General features: G+C 57.3%; 11 protein-coding genes. 7 read left to right on the plus strand and 4 right to left on the minus strand.

All coding sequences use genetic code 11. The annotated features are described in order from the left end of the window. A partial coding sequence (locus tag M727_RS37870; RefSeq protein WP_036263818.1) for an HPP family protein occupies positions 1 to 463 on the minus strand: 463 nt, incomplete at its 3' end. A gap of 457 nt (positions 464 to 920) precedes the next feature. Between M727_RS37870 and M727_RS0128890 the strand changes: the two genes are divergently transcribed. Continuing rightward, on the plus strand, positions 921 to 1,292 hold the full coding sequence (locus M727_RS0128890) for a Tn3 family transposase (protein ID WP_036263821.1): 372 nt from the start codon (positions 921 to 923) through the stop codon (positions 1,290 to 1,292). Between the two features lie 87 nt (positions 1,293 to 1,379). Here M727_RS0128890 and M727_RS41885 read toward each other — a convergent pair whose 3' ends face one another. Then, positions 1,380 to 2,060: a transposase gene (locus M727_RS41885; RefSeq protein WP_245269036.1), complete on the minus strand. Its 681-nt coding sequence runs from the start codon at positions 2,058 to 2,060 to the stop codon at positions 1,380 to 1,382. A gap of 431 nt (positions 2,061 to 2,491) precedes the next feature. Between M727_RS41885 and M727_RS43330 the strand changes: the two genes are divergently transcribed. From M727_RS43330 to M727_RS0128950, 6 genes are all read left to right on the plus strand, one after another. Then, positions 2,492 to 2,740 carry a DUF6074 family protein gene (locus M727_RS43330; RefSeq protein WP_084646943.1) on the plus strand — a complete coding sequence of 83 codons (249 nt, stop codon included), beginning with the start codon at positions 2,492 to 2,494 and terminating at the stop codon, positions 2,738 to 2,740. A gap of 736 nt (positions 2,741 to 3,476) precedes the next feature. After that, a complete protein-coding gene (gene rlmJ / locus M727_RS0128910) occupies positions 3,477 to 4,310 on the plus strand; it encodes a 23S rRNA (adenine(2030)-N(6))-methyltransferase RlmJ (RefSeq protein ID WP_027155535.1) in 834 nt (277 codons plus the stop codon). Positions 4,311 to 4,841: 531 nt separating this feature from the next. Then, a complete protein-coding gene (locus M727_RS39345) occupies positions 4,842 to 6,710 on the plus strand; it encodes a ribonuclease H-like domain-containing protein (RefSeq protein WP_051505785.1) in 1,869 nt (622 codons plus the stop codon). Next, positions 6,692 to 7,735 carry an adenylosuccinate synthetase gene (locus tag M727_RS40720; RefSeq protein ID WP_084646944.1) on the plus strand — a complete coding sequence of 348 codons (1,044 nt, stop codon included), beginning with the start codon at positions 6,692 to 6,694 and terminating at the stop codon, positions 7,733 to 7,735. The genes M727_RS39345 and M727_RS40720 overlap by 19 nt, the downstream gene beginning before the upstream one ends. Further along, the gene (locus tag M727_RS0128940; RefSeq protein WP_027155537.1) at positions 7,732 to 8,688 is read left to right on the plus strand and encodes a hypothetical protein; all 957 of its coding nucleotides are present in this window, start codon (positions 7,732 to 7,734) and stop codon (positions 8,686 to 8,688) included. The genes M727_RS40720 and M727_RS0128940 overlap by 4 nt, the downstream gene beginning before the upstream one ends. Positions 8,689 to 9,803: 1,115 nt before the next feature. Next, complete coding sequence (locus M727_RS0128950; protein WP_027155538.1) at positions 9,804 to 11,876, plus strand: ATP-binding protein; 2,073 nt, start codon at positions 9,804 to 9,806, stop codon at positions 11,874 to 11,876. Between the two features lie 826 nt (positions 11,877 to 12,702). Here M727_RS0128950 and M727_RS0128970 read toward each other — a convergent pair. After that, positions 12,703 to 13,566 carry an HNH endonuclease gene (locus M727_RS0128970; RefSeq protein ID WP_027155540.1) on the minus strand — a complete coding sequence of 288 codons (864 nt, stop codon included), beginning with the start codon at positions 13,564 to 13,566 and terminating at the stop codon, positions 12,703 to 12,705. Positions 13,567 to 13,868: 302 nt separating this feature from the next. Beyond that, positions 13,869 to 18,713, minus strand: a complete 4,845-nt coding sequence (locus M727_RS0128980; protein WP_156941668.1) for a hypothetical protein — start codon at positions 18,711 to 18,713, stop codon at positions 13,869 to 13,871. Positions 18,714 to 18,880: the final 167 nt, after the last annotated feature.

The raw sequence follows: 18,880 nt of genomic DNA on the forward strand, positions 1-18,880 counted from the left end.
CCACCAGTACTGCCGAATTCAGCGCCACCGGCACGAAGGGGAAAAGGAAGCCGGCGCCGATCACGGCCGGTCCCCCGAGCACGGCCGTCAGCGCCGCCGCGCCGCCCGGCGGATGCAGGCAACGCGTGAATGACATGGCCGCGATCGCCAGTGCCACCGCNAGGCCCGATGCGATCACTTGATCATGCACGAACTGCGCAANAGTGACGCCGACCAGCGCCGAAATAGTATTGCCGCCGATAATCGACCAAGGTTGCGCCAGCGGGCTTGAAGGCACCGCAAAAAGCAGCACGGCCGATGCTCCCATAGGCGCCACCAGCAGTGCGACATGCGCGCCGGGCCCGATCGCCAGCGCACTGATCGCGCCGGTCAATGCGATGCCGATCATGGCGCCGATGCAGGCAAGTAGCCGCTCTCGTAGCGTCGCACCGGCAAGGATCGGAACAAAGAGGCGAAAGGCCATGGCAAGCCCTGGAGCGAGTGGTCGGAACTTCCGCGGTCTGCAATGCGGCCGAAGCTACAGATTTGGAAGTCAAGCCAATTCGGAAAGTCGCCGCACGGGAGAATATTATTGCGTGAGGGAGCAAAGTGAGGGATGCCGCCTGGCTAAGGGATGCAAGAAAACGCCAGGGAAAAGAAGATGCGCGTCAGGCTGCCCCGACATCAGTGAGCGGCTTCTTCGGGGCTGGACGATTCCGGCGTGATTGTCGAGAAGCTTCGTCATGTGAACCTCTTGTGGGGTGCGCATCGGAAGAGGATGTGCCGCCGCTCCGATCTGGGGTTCGGCGGACTTCTGGAGCGTTATTGCAGCCCCGACCCCTGCTGGCGAAGCTTTCCGCATTCCCGCGTCAGAACGGACTGGCCTGGCGATACGCGATCTCGGCCATCAATCGGTCCACACCTTCCTGCCTCAACCCGAAATGCGCAGGAACGCAACTGGGGGCCTTAACAAGAGCGAATCCCAGAACGCCTTGGTCCGCGCATTGTTCTTCAACCGTCTCGGAGAATTGCGGGACAGGACCTTCGAGAGTCCGTCCTATCGGCCGTCCGGGCTGAAGCTACTGATCAATGCCATCGCCTACTGGAACACTCTCTATCTCGAGCCGGCCTTCGCCGAGCTCAACCGGGAAGGCATCGCCACGCCGCCCGATGTGATCAAACCGATCACCCCGCTCGGGTGTCCAGCCTATCAGTCTCACTGGCGATTACATCTGGACTCCGACGGACCGCCGACCTCAGGCCAAGGCGGCGAGAAACATCCACTCTCGCAGCGTGATCACCGTATGTTCTAGAAAGTCGGACAGATTCACCACTTTCGTGTCGTGACGCCCTTCTGACACAGCCATTTCTAGCCCGGGCGCGCGGTCGACACCGGCCTGCTACGCCAATCCAAGCTTCTTCTTCAGTTCCGCATTCTCCTTGCGAAGGCGTTCGGCGAGCAGGCTCTTCAGTCGCTTGTTTTCGTCCTCGAGCGCGACAAGGTCCTTCAGATCATCGCTGCCCGATACAGGTGTCGCGGCCTTCCTCCAGTGATAGTAGGTCTGCTCCGCTATGCCGGCTTGGCTTACCGCCATCTTCAAAGTAGCGCCACCGTTCATCGACTTTTCGACCTCAGAGAGCTTCTGGGCCCGCTCCTCTTCGGAGTAGATTTTCCGGCCGCTCCGAACAGCTGCCGATGATTCAGCCGCTGAGGATGCCGGCGTGGCTCCAGTGGTGCGCGCAGATGACATTGGCTGCGCCTTCGTCTTCCGCGATTGCGGGGCTCTCCTCTTTGGCGACCCCGCTTTGACAGCCGGCTCAGAGGTGGCTTCTATAGGTTTAGCGTCTTTGACATCTGGCATAAAAGGCTCCGCGTGCAGTTTGAACACATGTTCACGATCGGCGGATATCACATTGGAGTCAATAATCTGACAATTTGGCAGCTCTGTCTCTTCAAGCTCACTTGTCGTCTCGGCGATCGCCGCTGAGAAATCGAAATCACCCCAAATGGGCCCGACCCGTCTTTGACGCCCACGCTTCTGTTTGATTTCAACGATAAATGGTCGCGTCTGGCGCCTCATGGTTTCTTCCTTGAGAGAAAGTTGTTTGCTGAAGAGGTCACGGCCCGGTCAGAATAAAGCGTGCCCGCGCTTCTTGTTTGCACCGGCCTTTATCCATCAGTCCGCTCGTTGGCAACTCCGTGGAAGCCGATCTCAATCCCGCGGTGGCGCCGAAAGTAAGTCCGTCGCGACGCAGCGTGGCTGCGGACGGAGGCGGCGAACACGCCCTAGACCAAGACCAAGAGCCTGCCTGCCCAAATCACTCCCTGCGCAATCCCTCGCGGCTCATCATCGCCAATGACTTCTTGAACAGGAACTCGAACTCGACCATGCGCCGCGACCAGTGGCTGTATGCGGCACCGTCCATCGAGCCTGGCGAATGTCAAAAAGCGCTGTTAACCAATTCTAACCCGCCAATGCTCATTCGCGAGACTGAAGGCGTGAGGTGATTGATGTGTGATTTGAACATAAGCGCGTTTCCGCTGCATCGGCGGCGGAAATTGGTCGAAGGTATCGCCCGGGTCTTGGAATCCAAGCACGGGGAGGACGCGAATGCCTTCTGGCGCAGCACCGCCAAGGCAATTCTCGTTCAACTGTCCGAATCAGGAATTGCACCCGGGCTCGCCGAACAAGAAGTTGGAACGCTTCTTCATGCTGTCTTAGGCGATCTAGCCACTCGGAGTGCTGCGATTTCACGATAGCATCGGCTCACGAGGATGGATTGCCGTGTGGAGACACCGGGGCTCCGCAAGCGTAGCACCACTGCATCCGTCAAGTGCAAGGTTGCGGATCAAAAGATCGCCGCGTTACTCGAAATCGTGTACGCGAATATGCTCTCGGGTTTGATAAGGTTCCGCATCGACGATGGGTAGGCGATGCGGAAATCCGCATTCATGGAAGGCCTACGGTTCTGCGCCACCCAACTTTTCCACGAGCGGAACCCGCGAAAACAATGAGCCGGAATGTTTGAATTCCAGTCTGCCATTTATGCGACTTTTTGAGCACAAAAGGCGAACATGTAGTGGCGGCCTATGTGTTCTCGACGTCAACAGCACTGACTCACTTCGGCTATCGCCGGCTTGTGAATGACCGGAAGGGGGCCGATACCGGACTGTCAGGTTTCATTTGTCTGCACCAGATAGCTGCCGTTAAGCGCCGGGTACTGCGACGGAGCTTTCTGTCGCCCTTTGGGACCCTTGCCATCGGAGGCAGCCGTCGCTCCGACTAGCCCGCCCGGGCGGGACTCGCCCCGACCGCAGTTGATCCCACTGAGATCTGTTATTTACGCTACCGATTGTCGGACAAGGATCAATGATTGCAGAGTGGAAAGAGGCTGGCTTGCTGCTCACGCAAGACAGCCCTTGCTTCGGTATTCTTTTTCGGGTGGCCTGAGTTATATGGCGGCTCCCCGTCAGATTGTGATGAAATCGATATAGAATGAACTATCGACACGCTTTCCATGCAGGCAACCACACCGAGGTGTTCAAGCACGCGGCGTTGACCCTGATTCTCGAACACCTGCTCCAGAAGCCAAAGCCGTTTGCGGTGTTGGATACGCATGGAGGCATAGGCGTTTATGACCTTCTCTCCGATGAAGCGATGCGGACCAACGAGCGGGACGCCGGGGTGAATAAGGTGTTCGGCCGCCCCATTTCGACAGCGCCCATATACCAGAACGTGCTCGAATCGCTGAACGAGCAGGGCCTAAGGTTTTATCCTGGCTCTCCGGAGCTTGTCCGGCGAGTGCTGCGGGAAAACGATCGTCTCATTGTCTGTGAGCTGCATCCCGAAGATGGAGGCGCACTGAGGGAGCGCTACCGCAAAGACCGTCGGGTGTATGTCCATCTACGGGACGGCTACGAGGCGATTGGAGCGATGCTACCGCCCCCAGAACGCAGGGGGTTGGTGTTCATCGATCCCCCCTTCGAAGGTAAGGACGAGTCAGACCGCATAGCCCAGGCGCTTCGATCCGGATACCGGAAGTGGGCCACAGGAATCTACGCAGTTTGGTATCCGATCAAAGACACCACATTGGGCGATCGCGTTTCCACTGCGATCCGGGATGCAGGGTTCAAGAATGCAATTCGGGCTGAGTTCTGCCCGATCCGTCGCGACGGTGTCACACTGGCGGGCAGCGGCATGGCGGTCTGCAACCCACCATGGATGCTGGAGCAGAGGCTGCAAAGGCTATGCGCCGAACTCGTTGTGTTGATCGGCGGGAAGTTTGCCTCATGGTCCGTAAAGGCCATACCTGATGCTCAGGCAGCCTAATGAATTCTGTCTGTCGGTTGAGGTTCCTCTGACTCAATCGCGTGGATAACGCCCATTAGATCGCGCCATTTATGGCACATCTTGAGATCGCCCCGGGCGAGCGCTCGATCAGCCCTGGTATCCATGAGTTCCAGTGCCTGGTCCGATCCCAAACGCTGCAGCAAGCGCGCGCCGCGGTGCCACGTTGCGCGGCTGAACCCATAGTCGTGAAGACGTGAAGAATCGTCGACAATCGACTCGATCGTGACGTCGTACCTTCCGACCACATACTCAGTTTTCTTGCGCTTCAAACGATCACCGTGCATGTCTCAAACACATGGAATATCCTTGTATAACGAATCATCATAATCGCCAAAAGGACCTGAAACAGGTAGCCTAGCGCGGGGAAACAATCGGAGCTTCGAGAGTGCTGGCAGTCGGGCCAAAGAGCGTCGTCTTCAAGACCGCGATGGCCTATCGCGCAAGCCGGAACTCATCGTCGGTGGCTTTTCGCACGCCCGAACTGCACGGCGTGGCCGGAGCCGCGATGTGATGCTCGCCCGGACGCCTCCGGGGGAACGCCGGCCCAACCTCCCCCTCCGCCTGAAGGAGCAACTGAACCTCTGCAGCCAGTACCCTGAGCGCGTACTGTTTCTCGATATCGAAACCACTGGTCTCAGCCACCACTACGACGAGATCACCGTCATCGGTTGGTCGATTGGCGGCAGGGCTTCCACGATGGTTAAGGGGGACAGTCATGACCGCTTGCGCGAGGATGCTAGGCACGCGATTGCCCTTGTAACCTTCAACGGCATCAGGTTTGACCAGCGATTCATCCGACAGGAATTCCCTGACGTAGCGTTTCCTGTTCACCACATTGATCTCATGTATCTTTGCCGCCGCGTGGGTCTCACCGGCGGTCAGAAGGCCATCGAACGCGTTCTCGGGCTCGATTTACGGGGCGAGATCGCGGACGTGGACGGGTTCGCAGCCGTCTTGCTGTGGCATCGGTATCTCCGTGGTGATGTCGCCGCGTTGGAAACGCTAGTCCGGTACAACAGAGCCGACATCGCTGCTATGGGCGCGATTTTTGATCACGTCATAGATCGGTTTCAGATCGACCCTGACCTGTTTCTGCAGCGTGCAGCCTTCAGGGACTGGGCAGCGCCTTCCGGGTGGATGGATATCCCTCCTTTCCAAAGCGCTCGCGCCGAGTTGTCGTCTGCGCCCACGTTCGACCAGTTGCTGGGAGGCACTCCTGCAGAAAACGCCCGTATTGTTGGAATCGATCTGACGGGCTCTGAGGCCCGCGGATCCGGCTGGTGCCTTCTTGATGGCGAGAAGGCATCGTTCGAGACTGTTTTTACGGACGCAGATCTGCTTGAGCTGACGCTGAGCGGCAAGCCCGATCTGGTTTCGATTGACTCCCCCCTCTGCCTTCCGTCAGGCCGGGTGTCGGTCGAAGATTCCGATCCGGGCAGAACGCGCTTTGGCATAATGCGCGAGTGTGAGCGCGAACTGAAGAGGCGCGGAGTCAACGTCTATCCATGCTTGCTGCCCAGCATGCAGAAGCTGACCGCACGTGGCATCCGCCTGGCTACGTCACTCAGACGTCTTGGAGTCCCGGTAATCGAGAGCTATCCTGGTGCCGCACAGGATATTATGCGCATCCCCAGGAAAGGCGCTGGCGTCGAATGGCTCCGTCTTGGCCTTGCCGATTTTGGGGTGGTTGGGGATCTGACTGCGGCGTCACACGATGAACTTGATGCAATTACCTCCGCCTTGGTGGGGTCTTTTCACTGGTCAGGGCTTACTGAAGCGATGGGAACATCTGAAGAGCCGCCACTGATTATTCCCAAGCTGGACGGCAATGCACACCCCATCATCATCGGAATCAGCGGTCCCATCGCGGCTGGCAAGACAACTTTGGCCCGGGCTCTCGAGGAGATGGGGTTCGCCTATACCCGCTTCAGTCTCGTAATCGATCAGGAACTTGAGAACCGCGGACAGCCGCTTGATCGGCATCATCGCCAGGCTTTGGGCGACGAGATAAATAGTGCTGGAAGGCAGCGATGGCTTGCTGAGCGCACCCTGTCACGAGTCGGCGCTGCGCCGGCGATCGTAGTGGATGGGCTACGTTTTCCTGAGGATCATGCCTATCTCGCCGAACAGGCAGGCGGCAGCTACGTCCATGTGTTCGTTGACGCTGACGAGAGCATCCGTCGGAACAGGTATGCAATGAGAGCCGCAGACGGCGATTTCGACGCGGTAGCGGCATCTGCCGTGGAGAGCCAGATTGATTCCATGCGTTCTTTGGCCGATCTTGTATTTCCAAACGTGGGGCGGAAGGACGACATAAGCTCGTTCGCGATGAACCTCATCATGGAAGTGAGACCAAACACATGCCAATCTCCATCGTAGTTGGTGGCCAGTTCGGATCTGAAGGCAAAGGAAAGGTCGCGCTTGAGATCGTCCGGCGAACTCGGGAGCCGGTCACCGCGGTTCGTGTGGGCGGACCCAATTCTGGTCACACAGCCTTTGATAAGAATGGAAGAAAGTGGGCCTTAAGGCAGATGCCTGCCGCATGCGTTGACTTAAATGTCGATGTCGTGTTCCCGGCCGGGTCCTACATCGATGTAAACCTTTTGCTGGACGAGATGGAAGCACTTAACTTCCCCCGACATCGAATCCATATCAGTGAACATGCTAACGTTGTCACGGAACAACACAAAATGTGGGAGGTTGATTCAACTTTAGCTCATGCAATTGGCTCAACAGGTTCGGGAGTCGGAGCTGCAGTAATGGCGGCAGCTGCCCGCGATGCAACAAACTTCCCCCTAACTGCGATTCACGCAAGCGATACTACAACACTTCATCCATTCATCTGCGACACAACCCTCTTGATGAGGGAACAATTATCGGATGAACGCCGAATCGTGATCGAGGGGTCTCAAGGCTTTGGCCTCTCGTTGCTTGACGGTGGCTACTGGCCGAAAGCTACCGCGCGATCGACGACCGCTGCAGCTGCGCTAGCGGAAGCAGGGCTAAGCCCACGAGATGTTGATAACGTTACACTTGTTCTCCGGAGCTTTCCAATCCGCGTCGCCGGAAATTCTGGAAAGTTGGTCGGGGAAACAACTTGGGAAAACATTGCTCGCGACGGAGGAATCTCTAAAGATATTAGAGAGTTCACAACCGTGACCCGCAAGGAGCGGCGGGTTGGGCAGTTCGACGCTCGCCAAGTAAGCAGAGCGATAGCGGCCAATCGGCCTGATACAATTGTTATCAATCATCTTGATTATATTGGCCCAGTGGAATCCATCTCTGAGCCAAATAGCCCAGTATCAGCTTTTGTAGATGGTGTTGAAAAATCGCTAAATACACCCGTTCATTGGCTTGGATTCGATCCTCTAGGGGTGGTTGAGAGGAGCACCGTTCACTCATGAGCGACTTGCCTGAAATAGAGATATTGGGGTGGAGCGACGAAGAGGCTGACGAGCTTTCCAAGTCCACTTTTGAAAAGGACCCCTTCCATAATTCAGATCGAAAGATTCCACCCTCACTTCTTTCTGCTACTGATATAGTAGAATATGTGAAGAAGACGGCGATGATATCGCCTTTTACGATCAGTAATGAAAAACTGAAACACGCCTCTTACGAGGCGTGCATTGGCGGGAACTCCTATATCTATGGACGCTCAGGTTTCGAGAAAATAACCTTAACCTCGGATGGTTATCTCAGAGTTCCCGCCAACGAAATAACATTTGTGGAAAGCGATATAACATTTAGACTTCCCAGATATATTGCCGCAAGATTTAACTTACAAATCAAGCACGTTCATCGAGGTCTTCTATTGGGGACTGGGCCGCTGGTTGACCCGGGCTTCCGAGGAAAGCTTTTGATCCCACTCCACAATCTTACTTCAGAAGACTACTATATACATAAGACAGATGGATTCATTTGGCTTGAGTTCACCAGGACAACATACGATCAAGACCGCAAAGAACCATACGGAAATTACCCCGATTACAAAAAGATTTCTGATGGTCGGAACTGGCTTCGCAAAGCGTCCTACAACGAGCATCTAAAGCGCGAGATTCCTGTAAGAAGTTCTATCAGACCTCTGTTCGTTGATGTCGACAGGCGGTCCAAAGAGGCAGTTAATGTGGCCCGACAAGTACAGCGCGTCGGATATCTAAGCGGTCTAGCGCTCTTTGTCAGCTTCATGGTCATAATGCTGACTGAGATTTATTCAAATCGGACATTTACACAGTCAGCTTATGATCTTATTGCCTCAAGAGCCGACGAAAGTCAAATGGTCGAGATAGAAAGAATTAGGAAAAGAATAGATGCACTCGAAGTTCAATTGGGTGCACTGCAGGCATCAAGGAGCCCTTAGAGTGTTCTCGAGTCTGGTTTCTGTCGTCGATGCAAAATAGATATGCAGGCGACGTTGGGGACTATGTAAAGCTGTCTCTTCTCAGGGCCCTTTCCGTTGGCCGAGTCACAGGCGTCTTATGGTATCTGTACCCGGACGAGGCTCATAACGGTGACGGTCGCCACACTAAGTACTTGCATGACCCTTCCGTCTGGCGGGACCTCGATGCGGAGGTCTTTGATCTGTTGAGCGCGCTCGTTCGCGGAAGCAATCGGGGTATCGAAGCTCTGCGTCGTGCGTTTGACGGTAGCGGGCTCTTTGTCGCGGACGTTTTGCCCGTTGGCTTGCGCGCCTCAAGTAGGTCGGCAGCGCGCGATACTTGGTTCAAAAAGGCGTGCTCGCGCTTATCAGGGTGTGAGCTCGTTTTTGCCGATCCTGACAACGGGTTAGTCGATGACGAAGAATGGCGGAGACGAACCGTAGGATTTGGAAAGCAGATGCCTATGGCTGAGGCTCTTGCTCTGAGCAAGGGTCGATGCGCAGTAATCTACCACCACAACAGTAGATTTAAGGGCGGCCACGATGCCGAGGTCGACCACTGGCTACGTCAGCTTGGTATGCCCGCGCTAGCGGTTCGGGCAACTGCATATAGCTGCCGCACGTTCTTCATCATCAATCCGGACAGCGAGATTGTGGAGAGGACAATCGAGTTCTGCAGGCGATGGGAGAAGCACAAGGTGCGCCTGCACCAGGCTTCCATGGCGTAGAGACATACCTGAAGGTTATGCAACGGCAGGCGCGTCGCATGCGACTACCCCTGCCCGATCAGCGGACGAGTTTTTTAGTAGGCGCAGCGCTTCTGAACGGCCAACTCGAGAGCGCGTTGCTGGGTACGGCAAGCTTTGCCTGCAAAAGGTGCGCGGACCAGACTGGTGACTCTCGTGTGCTAGCAGACCTTCACAGGATTGAAATCCGTATCAGCCTCAGTTCTTCTCACGGCTCGTACGGCAGCGATATTCGGTGCAAACACAGCGTCTTCCTAACTGGAACCGATTCGCGGTGATGATACCATTGGGTTGCGCCTTCCGAGCAGGAGGCAGAGAACTAGCGGATCAAGCTGAAAATAGACCGGACCAATGAACCAAAACATCGCCCTGCAGCCGGGAATGCTTCGAACCAACCTCAGGGGGCAAATCCGGCAGACACAGCTTCCGAGATGGAAGGCGCTACTTCCGCTGTTCGAGGCGGTGATGAACTCGTTTCAAGCAATTCAGGATACAAAATCCCGCAGGCGGCATCGTGTCACGATCGTCGTGGAACGCGACGCAGATCTGATTGGCGAGGACAACGCCCCTATCGTCGGATTCGAGATCCGCGATACCGGTATCGGCTTCACCGACGAAAACTTCGACTCCTTCAACACTGCTTATTCCGAACATAAGTACGAACGAGGCGGGAAGGGCCTCGGCCGGTTCATGTGGCTCAAGGCCTTCGAGACGGTTCACGTCAGGACGACTTTCCAAGCCCAGGACGGCGACGACGAGCCAAGTCACTGGCTGCGAGATTTCGAGTTCGGATTCGACTACGACCCCGACGCGGCCAGTGCGGCGCAGATCGATAGCGGTGCATCAGGCACCACGGTCAGACTCGGTGGCTTCCTTTCGCCCTATCGCGAAGAATGCCCGGTCGACATCGAGATACTGGCTCAGCGACTGGCCGAGCATTTCATCCTCGTCCTGATGCAGTCGGGATGCCCCGAAGTCGAGATTATTGACGGCGGCATTAAGCTGTCCCTCAACAAGGTATTCGATGAGAATTTCCAGCGCGGCGGGCACAGCGAGATATTCGAGATAGCAGGACGGAGTTTCCGCATCGACGGGTTTCGCCTGCACTCGCCTCGCGCATCGAAACATCGCCTCATCTACGCAGCGAACTCCCGCGCGGTGATCACCGAACGGCTCGACCAATTCATCCCTAACTTCATCGGGCGGCTACAGGACGAGAAGGGAAACAGTTTCGTCTATCTCGCGGTGGTCCAAGGGGAGTACCTCAACGACAGAGTGAACAATTTCCGAACCGACTTCGACATACGCGAGGAACTGGAGGACGGACAAGGCGATCTGCTTCCAGTAGAAGACCTGCGACGTTCGGACATCAGGACGGAATGCCTCGCGTTCGTGCAACGGGATCTTGCCGAGCTGATCGACGGCCTTAACGCCGCGAAAGCGAAGCGGGTCCTGGTTTACGTCCGGACGGAAGCTCCCCAGTACAAGCCCCTCCTTCGCTACCTCGATCAGTTCATAGGCTCAATCTCCCCGAACGCCTCCAAGATGGACATGGAATTGGCGCTCCACCGGGAACTACATCAACGCGAGGTCAGCCTCAAAAAAGAAGGTTCGCGCATACTGACCGAGGCAGCCAGGCAGGAGGACTACGAAGGGTACCGTCAGCGCCTATCAGAATTTATGGAGCGTTCTAACGAACTCGGCATCTCGGCTCTCGCCCAGTACGTATCCCACCGCAAGATCATCATCGAGCTGCTGGAGAAGGCACTCTCCAACGACAAGCGGACGGGCAAGTATCCACTCGAAGAGGCAGTCCACAATATCCTGTTCCCGATGAGGGCAACGGACCAAGACATCCTCTATTCGCAACAGAATCTTTGGATCATCGACGAACGCCTCAACTTCCATTCGTTCATCGCTTCTGACCGGCCTCTAAACTCCCACACCGATTTCAACTCGGAATCACGGAAGCGGCCGGATCTTTTCATCTTTGACCGGAAGATTGCGTTCTCCGAAAAGCCCGACGACGGGATGCCTCTCAATAGCATCACCGTCATCGAGTTCAAACGGCCGCAGCGGGACGACTACAACGGCGACGACAATCCGCTCAGACAAGTGTTCGAACAGATACAGCTCATTCGTGGTGGCCAGTTCAGGGATGACAACGGCCGGCCGTTGGCGGTTGCGGGGGACAGAATCCCCGCTTTCGCCTACGTCGTCTGCGACATCACGCCGAGCATGCACGCCGAGTTGAAGATGTCGGACGCGATGCCGACGCCGGATCAGCGCTCCTATTACGGATATCACCGCACCTTCGGGATCTATTTCGAGGTCATCGACTACGGCCGGCTTCTTGCCGATGCCAAGCGTCGCAACCGCGTCTTCTTCGACCGCTTGAACCTGATGGACGCGCAGTGCCCGTAGCATTCACCGAATAAGATCGTAGGGATCGACCTTCGCCGAGTGCCTAACTAGCGCGTTCTGTCGCAAAGACGGAGAGATCCAGAATAGCGTTCCGATCGGGAAACCGCAGCGTATCGGCTAAGGCGGTCTTAGCTCAGGGCCAACGGGAGCAGGTCTACGTTCACTACCCTCTTCATCTCAAAAAGTCGGCTTAGGCCGAATGGCAGCTTCTGGGATATCGCGAAACTGTTCTGAATGGCCGACATTGGGCGCAAAGCTGCCACTCACCTATCGAAGAACAAGAGGCCGCTTAGGGTCAGATCTTGCCGTTTGAGCTGGCCGCCGGAACGGGCACTGCGCCATCTCCGGACCTCCGGATCGCCATCAGGACTGAAGGGATTCTTCAAAGGCACGCATGCGGTGCCTCAAAGTCCGCTGATTGAGCTGCCGCATATGTCGAAGGTTGCGAAGGCAGGCCTCCGTCTCGCCGACACGGCTATCAAGAACGGTATCGAATTCGATTTCAGCTATGAGGCGGATGCCAAGAACAGTTGCTTACCGGCCCGGAGACGGTGCGGCGGCTAACTGCTGCCGTTTCACAGGTCCAAATCGAAGACTTCACCAGAAGAGTGATTGCGCACGCCCCGTCTGGCAGCTCGTTCGACCAAATTGAAAACCTGGTCGAGCTTTCGTGCAGTTCATGAAAGATAACGGCAACGCTTACCAGTTGCCACAGCTCGCGTTGTCATTTGAGATGCAGGGCAGGTCGGACATCGGGCAGGTCATACGCCGACATATCGAGGACGGACCGGGCAAAGTGAGCGTCAGCGTAGAGGACTAGGCTCAATCAAGCCTTTGGGGCAGCTGCTGGCTTCTCCGCTTCCTTTGCATCAGCGACAGCTGCCCGCTCTTTGGGCGTCGGGAAAATGGTCTGAAGCTCCTCGGGTGGTATCCGCTCTTTGCCCTTATCAAGGATGCCACTGGTACAGATCGTGATGAACCCGACTCCAAACTGCGAGGTGGAGATCATGAAGTCCTCCTTCTCCTTGTACCCGTAACGGTAACCGAACCGCCTGCCGTAATCCTTGATGTTGCCCCGGCCGCCAACCTCTTTTTCAGGCAACATCCTATTCACGTAGTCGGTTAGCTGCGACGCGCGCGGATGGCTGCTGTGAACCGTTGCGGTCCAGATGTAGTGCTTCTTCGTAAGGAACTTGCCGCCTGTTTCCTTGTAGTAGATCGAACACGCCATCTTCCGCCCGATCCTCGTGGCCGCCGCAGGGAACTCTGCAGGCACACCAGCCAACGGCATGTTCGACAAATCGGCGTCCGCTGGCACATGAATCCCCATCTCAGCAAGTGCCGCCGCCTTTGCCTGATTGCTGAGCTTGGTGTTCAGGAGCGCGGCCGGATAGTTGTTCTTGATGCCATCCTGCAGCCGCCACATCGACCACAAGTCTTTGGTGAACAGGTCGGGGTTTCCCATCTGCATGTAGTAGCCGAATATCTGGTCCTCCGTCTTGGTCGAGCCGTTGCAGGCCTCACACGCGGGGAACTCAAAACCCTCCGGGAAGAACCCACGCGGGAAGCACGCCTGAGGCGGGATGTGATCGACCGTGGACGGCTTGGTCACGCCTCCACAAAGGCAGCACAGCGGGTTGTCCTCCAGCAGTTGCTGGTAGCGGCTCTTCTTTTGTTTGGCCTGTCCCATTATTTCAGCAGCCCATGCAGGAGGTCGTTCAGCTGGATGGTGCCATGTGCAAACCCGTCGGCGAGAGCATCGATTTCCGGAATCGAGAGCCGCGCGCTTTGCGCGATTAGCTGCTGTTCCGCTTGCTCGAAAGCCCCGCGTCCAACCTTGCTCAGGCCGATGCCGAACGACGGTCAGTCCGGACTGAACTATACCCGTTAAAGCATCCTTGTCAGGCCTAAGTTTAGCACGGCTCGGTTTCGGATAGGTTAGCAGGCGACATCTACCGGGCTAGGGAAGCGCGGAGATGTCTAGCGACCTGGCTAACGGCCCTTCCGCTGCGCAAACAATGGGACAATCGCAAGCGCAGCGTTCGAACCAGCGTCGGCCATAATGGCCAATATGCGCCGGATCTCGGGCCTGTCGCAGCCCGCGTGATCGGCCAACGGCTTCGCGAGCGCGGCGGCGCGGTCGCCAAGATCATCATATTGCCAGAATTTCGGATTGCGCCCATGCGCCTCGACAAGGCGGCCAAGCCATCGCGTGTATATGGAAGCCCGTTCGTCCAGCGACATGCGTTCGACCACACGCAATGATAACCACGCCGCTCGGCGGAGGTGAAGCGTCGCTTGCTGCCAGGTGTCGATCCATTCCAGAATATCTGCGAGATGCGGCCAATCGGGCGGAATCGGAGTCGACCGAGGGCCCACGAACCCTGCAGCCTCTAGGCAATTGTCGAGTGAATCATAGTTGGTTTGCCGAGATGGGATGGCCGTCGCCATGACCCATTCCGCCGCGGGCTTCCACGCGGACCAGAAGCGTGCGTCGGGCCTCCGCTCGCTGACCATTAGTTCGTGGGCGATCGCCTCCATATAGTTGCCAACGAGTTCCCGGGCGTGATCTCTTTCTTCAAAGCGGGTCAGACTGTTCCAGATCGCCCCATCGCCGTGGAAGGCCGCAAAGCGCCCCACCTCGCGCGCCATCTTGTGCGCCCACTCGAAGGGATAGCGGCGGTCGTGCTGCCGCGACTCCTCGCCCTCCGAATAGTCCCGAGTCCATTCGACGAGACCCTTCAAATAGGCCGCGAAAGCGTCGCGCCCCGTTGTCTCGCTTGTAAGGCGACGCCAGTCGAGACGGGTGAGAATTTCCGCCACGCGTCCCCAGTCGAGCACGACAGGCGAGATCAGCCGAATGCGGCGCGGCGGATGATACCATTTGCGACCGCGTACCCACTGAGACCGATAGGGTGCCGGCGGAAGGTCTGGAACTCGGCTCGTCGGACATGGCTTTGCAGCGCGTTTGATAATCTTTAGTCGCCTCGTTGCCATGCGTCTCGCAGCCTTTTCCTGGCTGCCCTCAAACCAGAAATGACCGATGTCGATCACGCACACGTCCAGCGCGGCAAAGGTCACCCGGCGAGCAAAGTCCGGGTTTGCGTCCCAGAGAAGTCCATCGAGCACTGCCTTTTGAAGGCCATGCAGCCGATCGACGGCAAGTTCGAGGACACGCCGCTCGATGGCGTCGTTGCCCTGGCGGCAGGCATAGGCGGCGAGCCCCCATGCTCCGATATCCTGAGGGTCGAAGCTGAGTAGCGCCTCATCAACAGTAAAGTGTTCTTCTGCTGGCGAGCGCCGATTCTGACAACCCGCCTCAAGCCGTTCGCGAGCCCATTCGAGCCTTGCATCGAGAAACGCCATGTCGGCCCTTGCGACGACAATTGCTGCTGCTCCAACAATGGCGAAGGAAGTCATCTTTCGGGCCAGTCCGAAACCGCCATCATCGGCATCCTCGGGCGGTTCGGCCATCACTTGATCAGCTAGTTCGATAGCCTCTTCGAGGGTCAAGCCTTCCTCGATACCACCTTTCTCGCGCGAGTGGACCGCCCACATCGCCAACCGATTTACCTGTCCCATTCTGCAGCGGTTTTCTTCTGCAGCCTCGATAATCTTGAGCTGCTCGGCCGGAGGATTGATATGGGCTTCGATACGCTGCTTGGCCTCATTGTAGCTGATCTCGACCTGATTCTGGTCGCTGTCGGACAGGATGCGTGCGAACCGCTCCCCGTTCGCCGCGACCCAGGATGAATCGGCCGGCTGTCGCTCATCTTCGGCGAGATCCTCCAAACTCCACGTGCCACGCAAGGCGTCGAACTCGGCTTGGACTGTCTCGCCCGCCTTCAGGCGGAATGGAAGCATCAACGTGTGCGACATCGGCGACTGCGCCTTATGTCGCTCGAAGATCGCCTCGACCTGATCGAAGTGGTGGTCACGCTCTGAGAAACTGTAGCTTATGCGATGCGTCGGTTGTTGGTCGTCGATATGCTTGCGAATGTCGTAGTTCCAGAACCGCGGCGTCCCGAGAAATGGCGCAGCGTGATCAATCGCACCCGGCGTGTTTACATGCGCCTTGAGGAGAGAAATACACAGACCCGCCGTCGCCACCAGACCGTTGGGCTGTAGAGCGAGCCTAATAAGGTCGCCGACATCCCGTCCGTTGGATGCTTGCCGATGCATCCATTCATCGAGCGCGAGATGCATCGAACCCAGGATGTTTGATCCGAGTACGGCTCGGGACCAGCGGTAAACGGTCTCGTCACCCCAGAGAGCGATGGTATGCCCATCGATTTTGAGCGTCAGCGCATGCGGCTGTTCCCCGTCGCGGCAGCGGGCGTACCAGCGCCAGAAGACCGAGGCTCGCCGTTCGATTCGATGGAAAAGATCCAGCGCCAACACTTCGTCGGCCTCGAACAACTCAAGGAAACCCGCGCGTGAAGGGCCAGGCGGGTAGCAACTCTGACCGTCAGGGAGCCCCGCGCTATGAGCGTCGGAAAAACTAAATAGCTCACGCCCGAGGATCGACTGATCGTTACGCGAGCGGCGTCGCGGCGGCAGATAATGGCAGGCGCAAAGCTTGGCCCACGTGGCTGGAAACTTACCGGGCAGGAAACCAGGGGATTTCAGCAACTTGCGTCGCGGGCTGCCGAGGCGCTGATCATTAGCCAGACGCGCGAGATAGGCTTCGACACTGCGTGCGTCCGACTCAGCGCAGAATATCAGAGCCTCCCGAAGGTTCTCTTCGATTAGCTTCCAAGCGTCGCGGTCCGGCAAATCGATCCCGAAAGGCTCACGTCTATCGCTCCAACTGAGCAAGTGACGGCATTCCTCGATCTCATCCAGCCAGGGGCGTACGATCTGTCCTATGGCCTGGCTATGGGCGTTCGGGATGTTGAGCGTTGCTCGGCAGAAAACCCGCGCAGTCTCGGTAAGCTGAGGAACAAGACTCTTCGGCCAATTGGACCATTTCGGCAGCGACCAACGTAGAAAAGGAACCCAGCTTCGCCACACCGGCTGCTTGCCATAGCTTGCGATCGCGTAGCGTTGGCTTTCGCTAAAATGGGCAAGGCGAGGCGAGTGTAGGAGCGTTTCGTCTAGCCTTGTCTCGGATACGAGGAGCGTGTCAAGAAGACGGCGGATCAGCCGGAAGTCATCGGCTTCGAGGGCGGAACCGAGATCGTCAAGGATTGCGCTAGAGGCTTCGGTATAGAGCGGCGCGACGAGCCAGGCCCGAGCCCAGGCAGGATCTATTGAGGTGTCGGCTTCGAGTGCCGCATACACTTCGCGCCAACGGACATAGTGGCCTTGCTCGAGACACAATTGTCCGAGGAGCCTAACCGCTCGAAGCCACCACAACGGCTCACCGCTGTCGCGCAAACGTTCGCTAAGCCGGTCGCAGTCGGGCAGCAGACCACGGGCGATGAGCCAATCCTCGTGTACGTCAAAAGCAAGCGTGATTGCGTCGGCACGAGGGTCTGAAACCAGCGTGCCTTCGCTTATGAGGCAGAGCGCTCCTTCCGGATCGAAAACGGAGCTCCCAGGCGCGCGCGTCGGATATTCGACAAGCCACCGCCCCATTTGCGACAGAGCCTTGGTCCGGCAAGCGGTTAGGCGGGCATCATTCTGATCTGCATTAGCCCATTTTCCTGCTAAATCCATTTCGGTGATACGCCCCTCGGGCGGTACGTCGAGCTTTAAAAGCTCGCGAAGAAGAAAGAGCCGCCGGTTCTGCTGGGCAAGATCATTCCGTCTGAGTAAAGATGCAAAGGCTGGGAACGCTTCCGCAACTGCTTCACAATCCTCCTTGTCTATCGCATCGACCGGAAGGCTCGCCGACTTGCTGATCCCCGCGTCATCGAGCGCGGCGAGCACCAGGTCCCGGTCTTGATATGCGCGAGCGGAAGTAATCATCCGCCAATTGCCGGCATCCAGATAACGTGCCGCAAGCGCCAGCAGGTCGGTCACGACCCCGCGCCGCTCCGAGAGCAGGAGTCGGTCGGCCCCGTCGATCAGGACCAGCAGATTGCCACCGCGCCCGAGGCGCTCCAACAGCTTTGTAGGTGTCTCGCCGATCCCGAGTTGCACCAGATATTCGGCGAGCGAGCCTGCCCGAACCCTATTGTCTTTCAGAACAAAAAGCGGACCCAAGTGCTCAAGTGCCAGGCGCTTCAGGATAGCCGATTTGCCACCTCCGCCCTCACCGGTGACGCGGACGATATTATGCTCAGCAAGGTAGACCGACGCGCGCGCAACGAGATCCGACCGGGGCAGTTGGAGACTTTCACTGCCGCGGCACAAGCGGTCCTCGATTGACCCCAAGGCGGCGTCGGCGGCCTCGGCAACACGCTCGAGATCGGCGGCGCCTGCCGCAAGCTCAGGGTAAAATTGGCGGATGACCGATGGATGTTTTGCCAGCAAGGCCTTGAGAGCACCCCAGCCAAGAATATCTACCTCGAACTTGCCGACGGCAACCCGAGCCGCGGAGACAGTGCGGGCGTGCTCCTGGAGATCCGCATCGACCTCGGCAGTCGTCGCAAAATACCATTTCCCGAGAGGTGGTGCGAACGCCTCTGCTTTGCCGAGCTCGATATCGAACTGGGCCTTAGTTGGCTTTCCGCCAAAGCCCTGGTCCTTGCCTTTGCACTGAACACCGAAGTATGTACCTGGCTTCCATTCGGGCGAGCCGTATACGTCGACGCCGTGCTGCGGTTGGCCGATCCGGCCGTTCTTCTGCGCGGTTGGATCCCTCCATACTTCCGCGAACAAGGCGCAAGACAGGTCCTCGAAGGTTTGCCACTTGCTTGGCGCATTGATCTGTGAGTCGAGAATATCCACGAGCTCAGCCTTGGCACAGCGAAAGATAGCCAGCAATTATGCGGGCGGAGCAATATCTACCCCAGCGCAAGATATTTGACTTCCATTTACACATTGGCTGGCGCGAAAGCTAATCTGCAAATCCGAGTTACCCTCCGCTGGCCGAGCTGTTTGAGCCGATGCTTGAT

Source organism: Mesorhizobium sp. WSM2561 (assembly GCF_000513915.1).
Classification (GTDB): domain Bacteria; phylum Pseudomonadota; class Alphaproteobacteria; order Rhizobiales; family Rhizobiaceae; genus Mesorhizobium; species Mesorhizobium muleiense.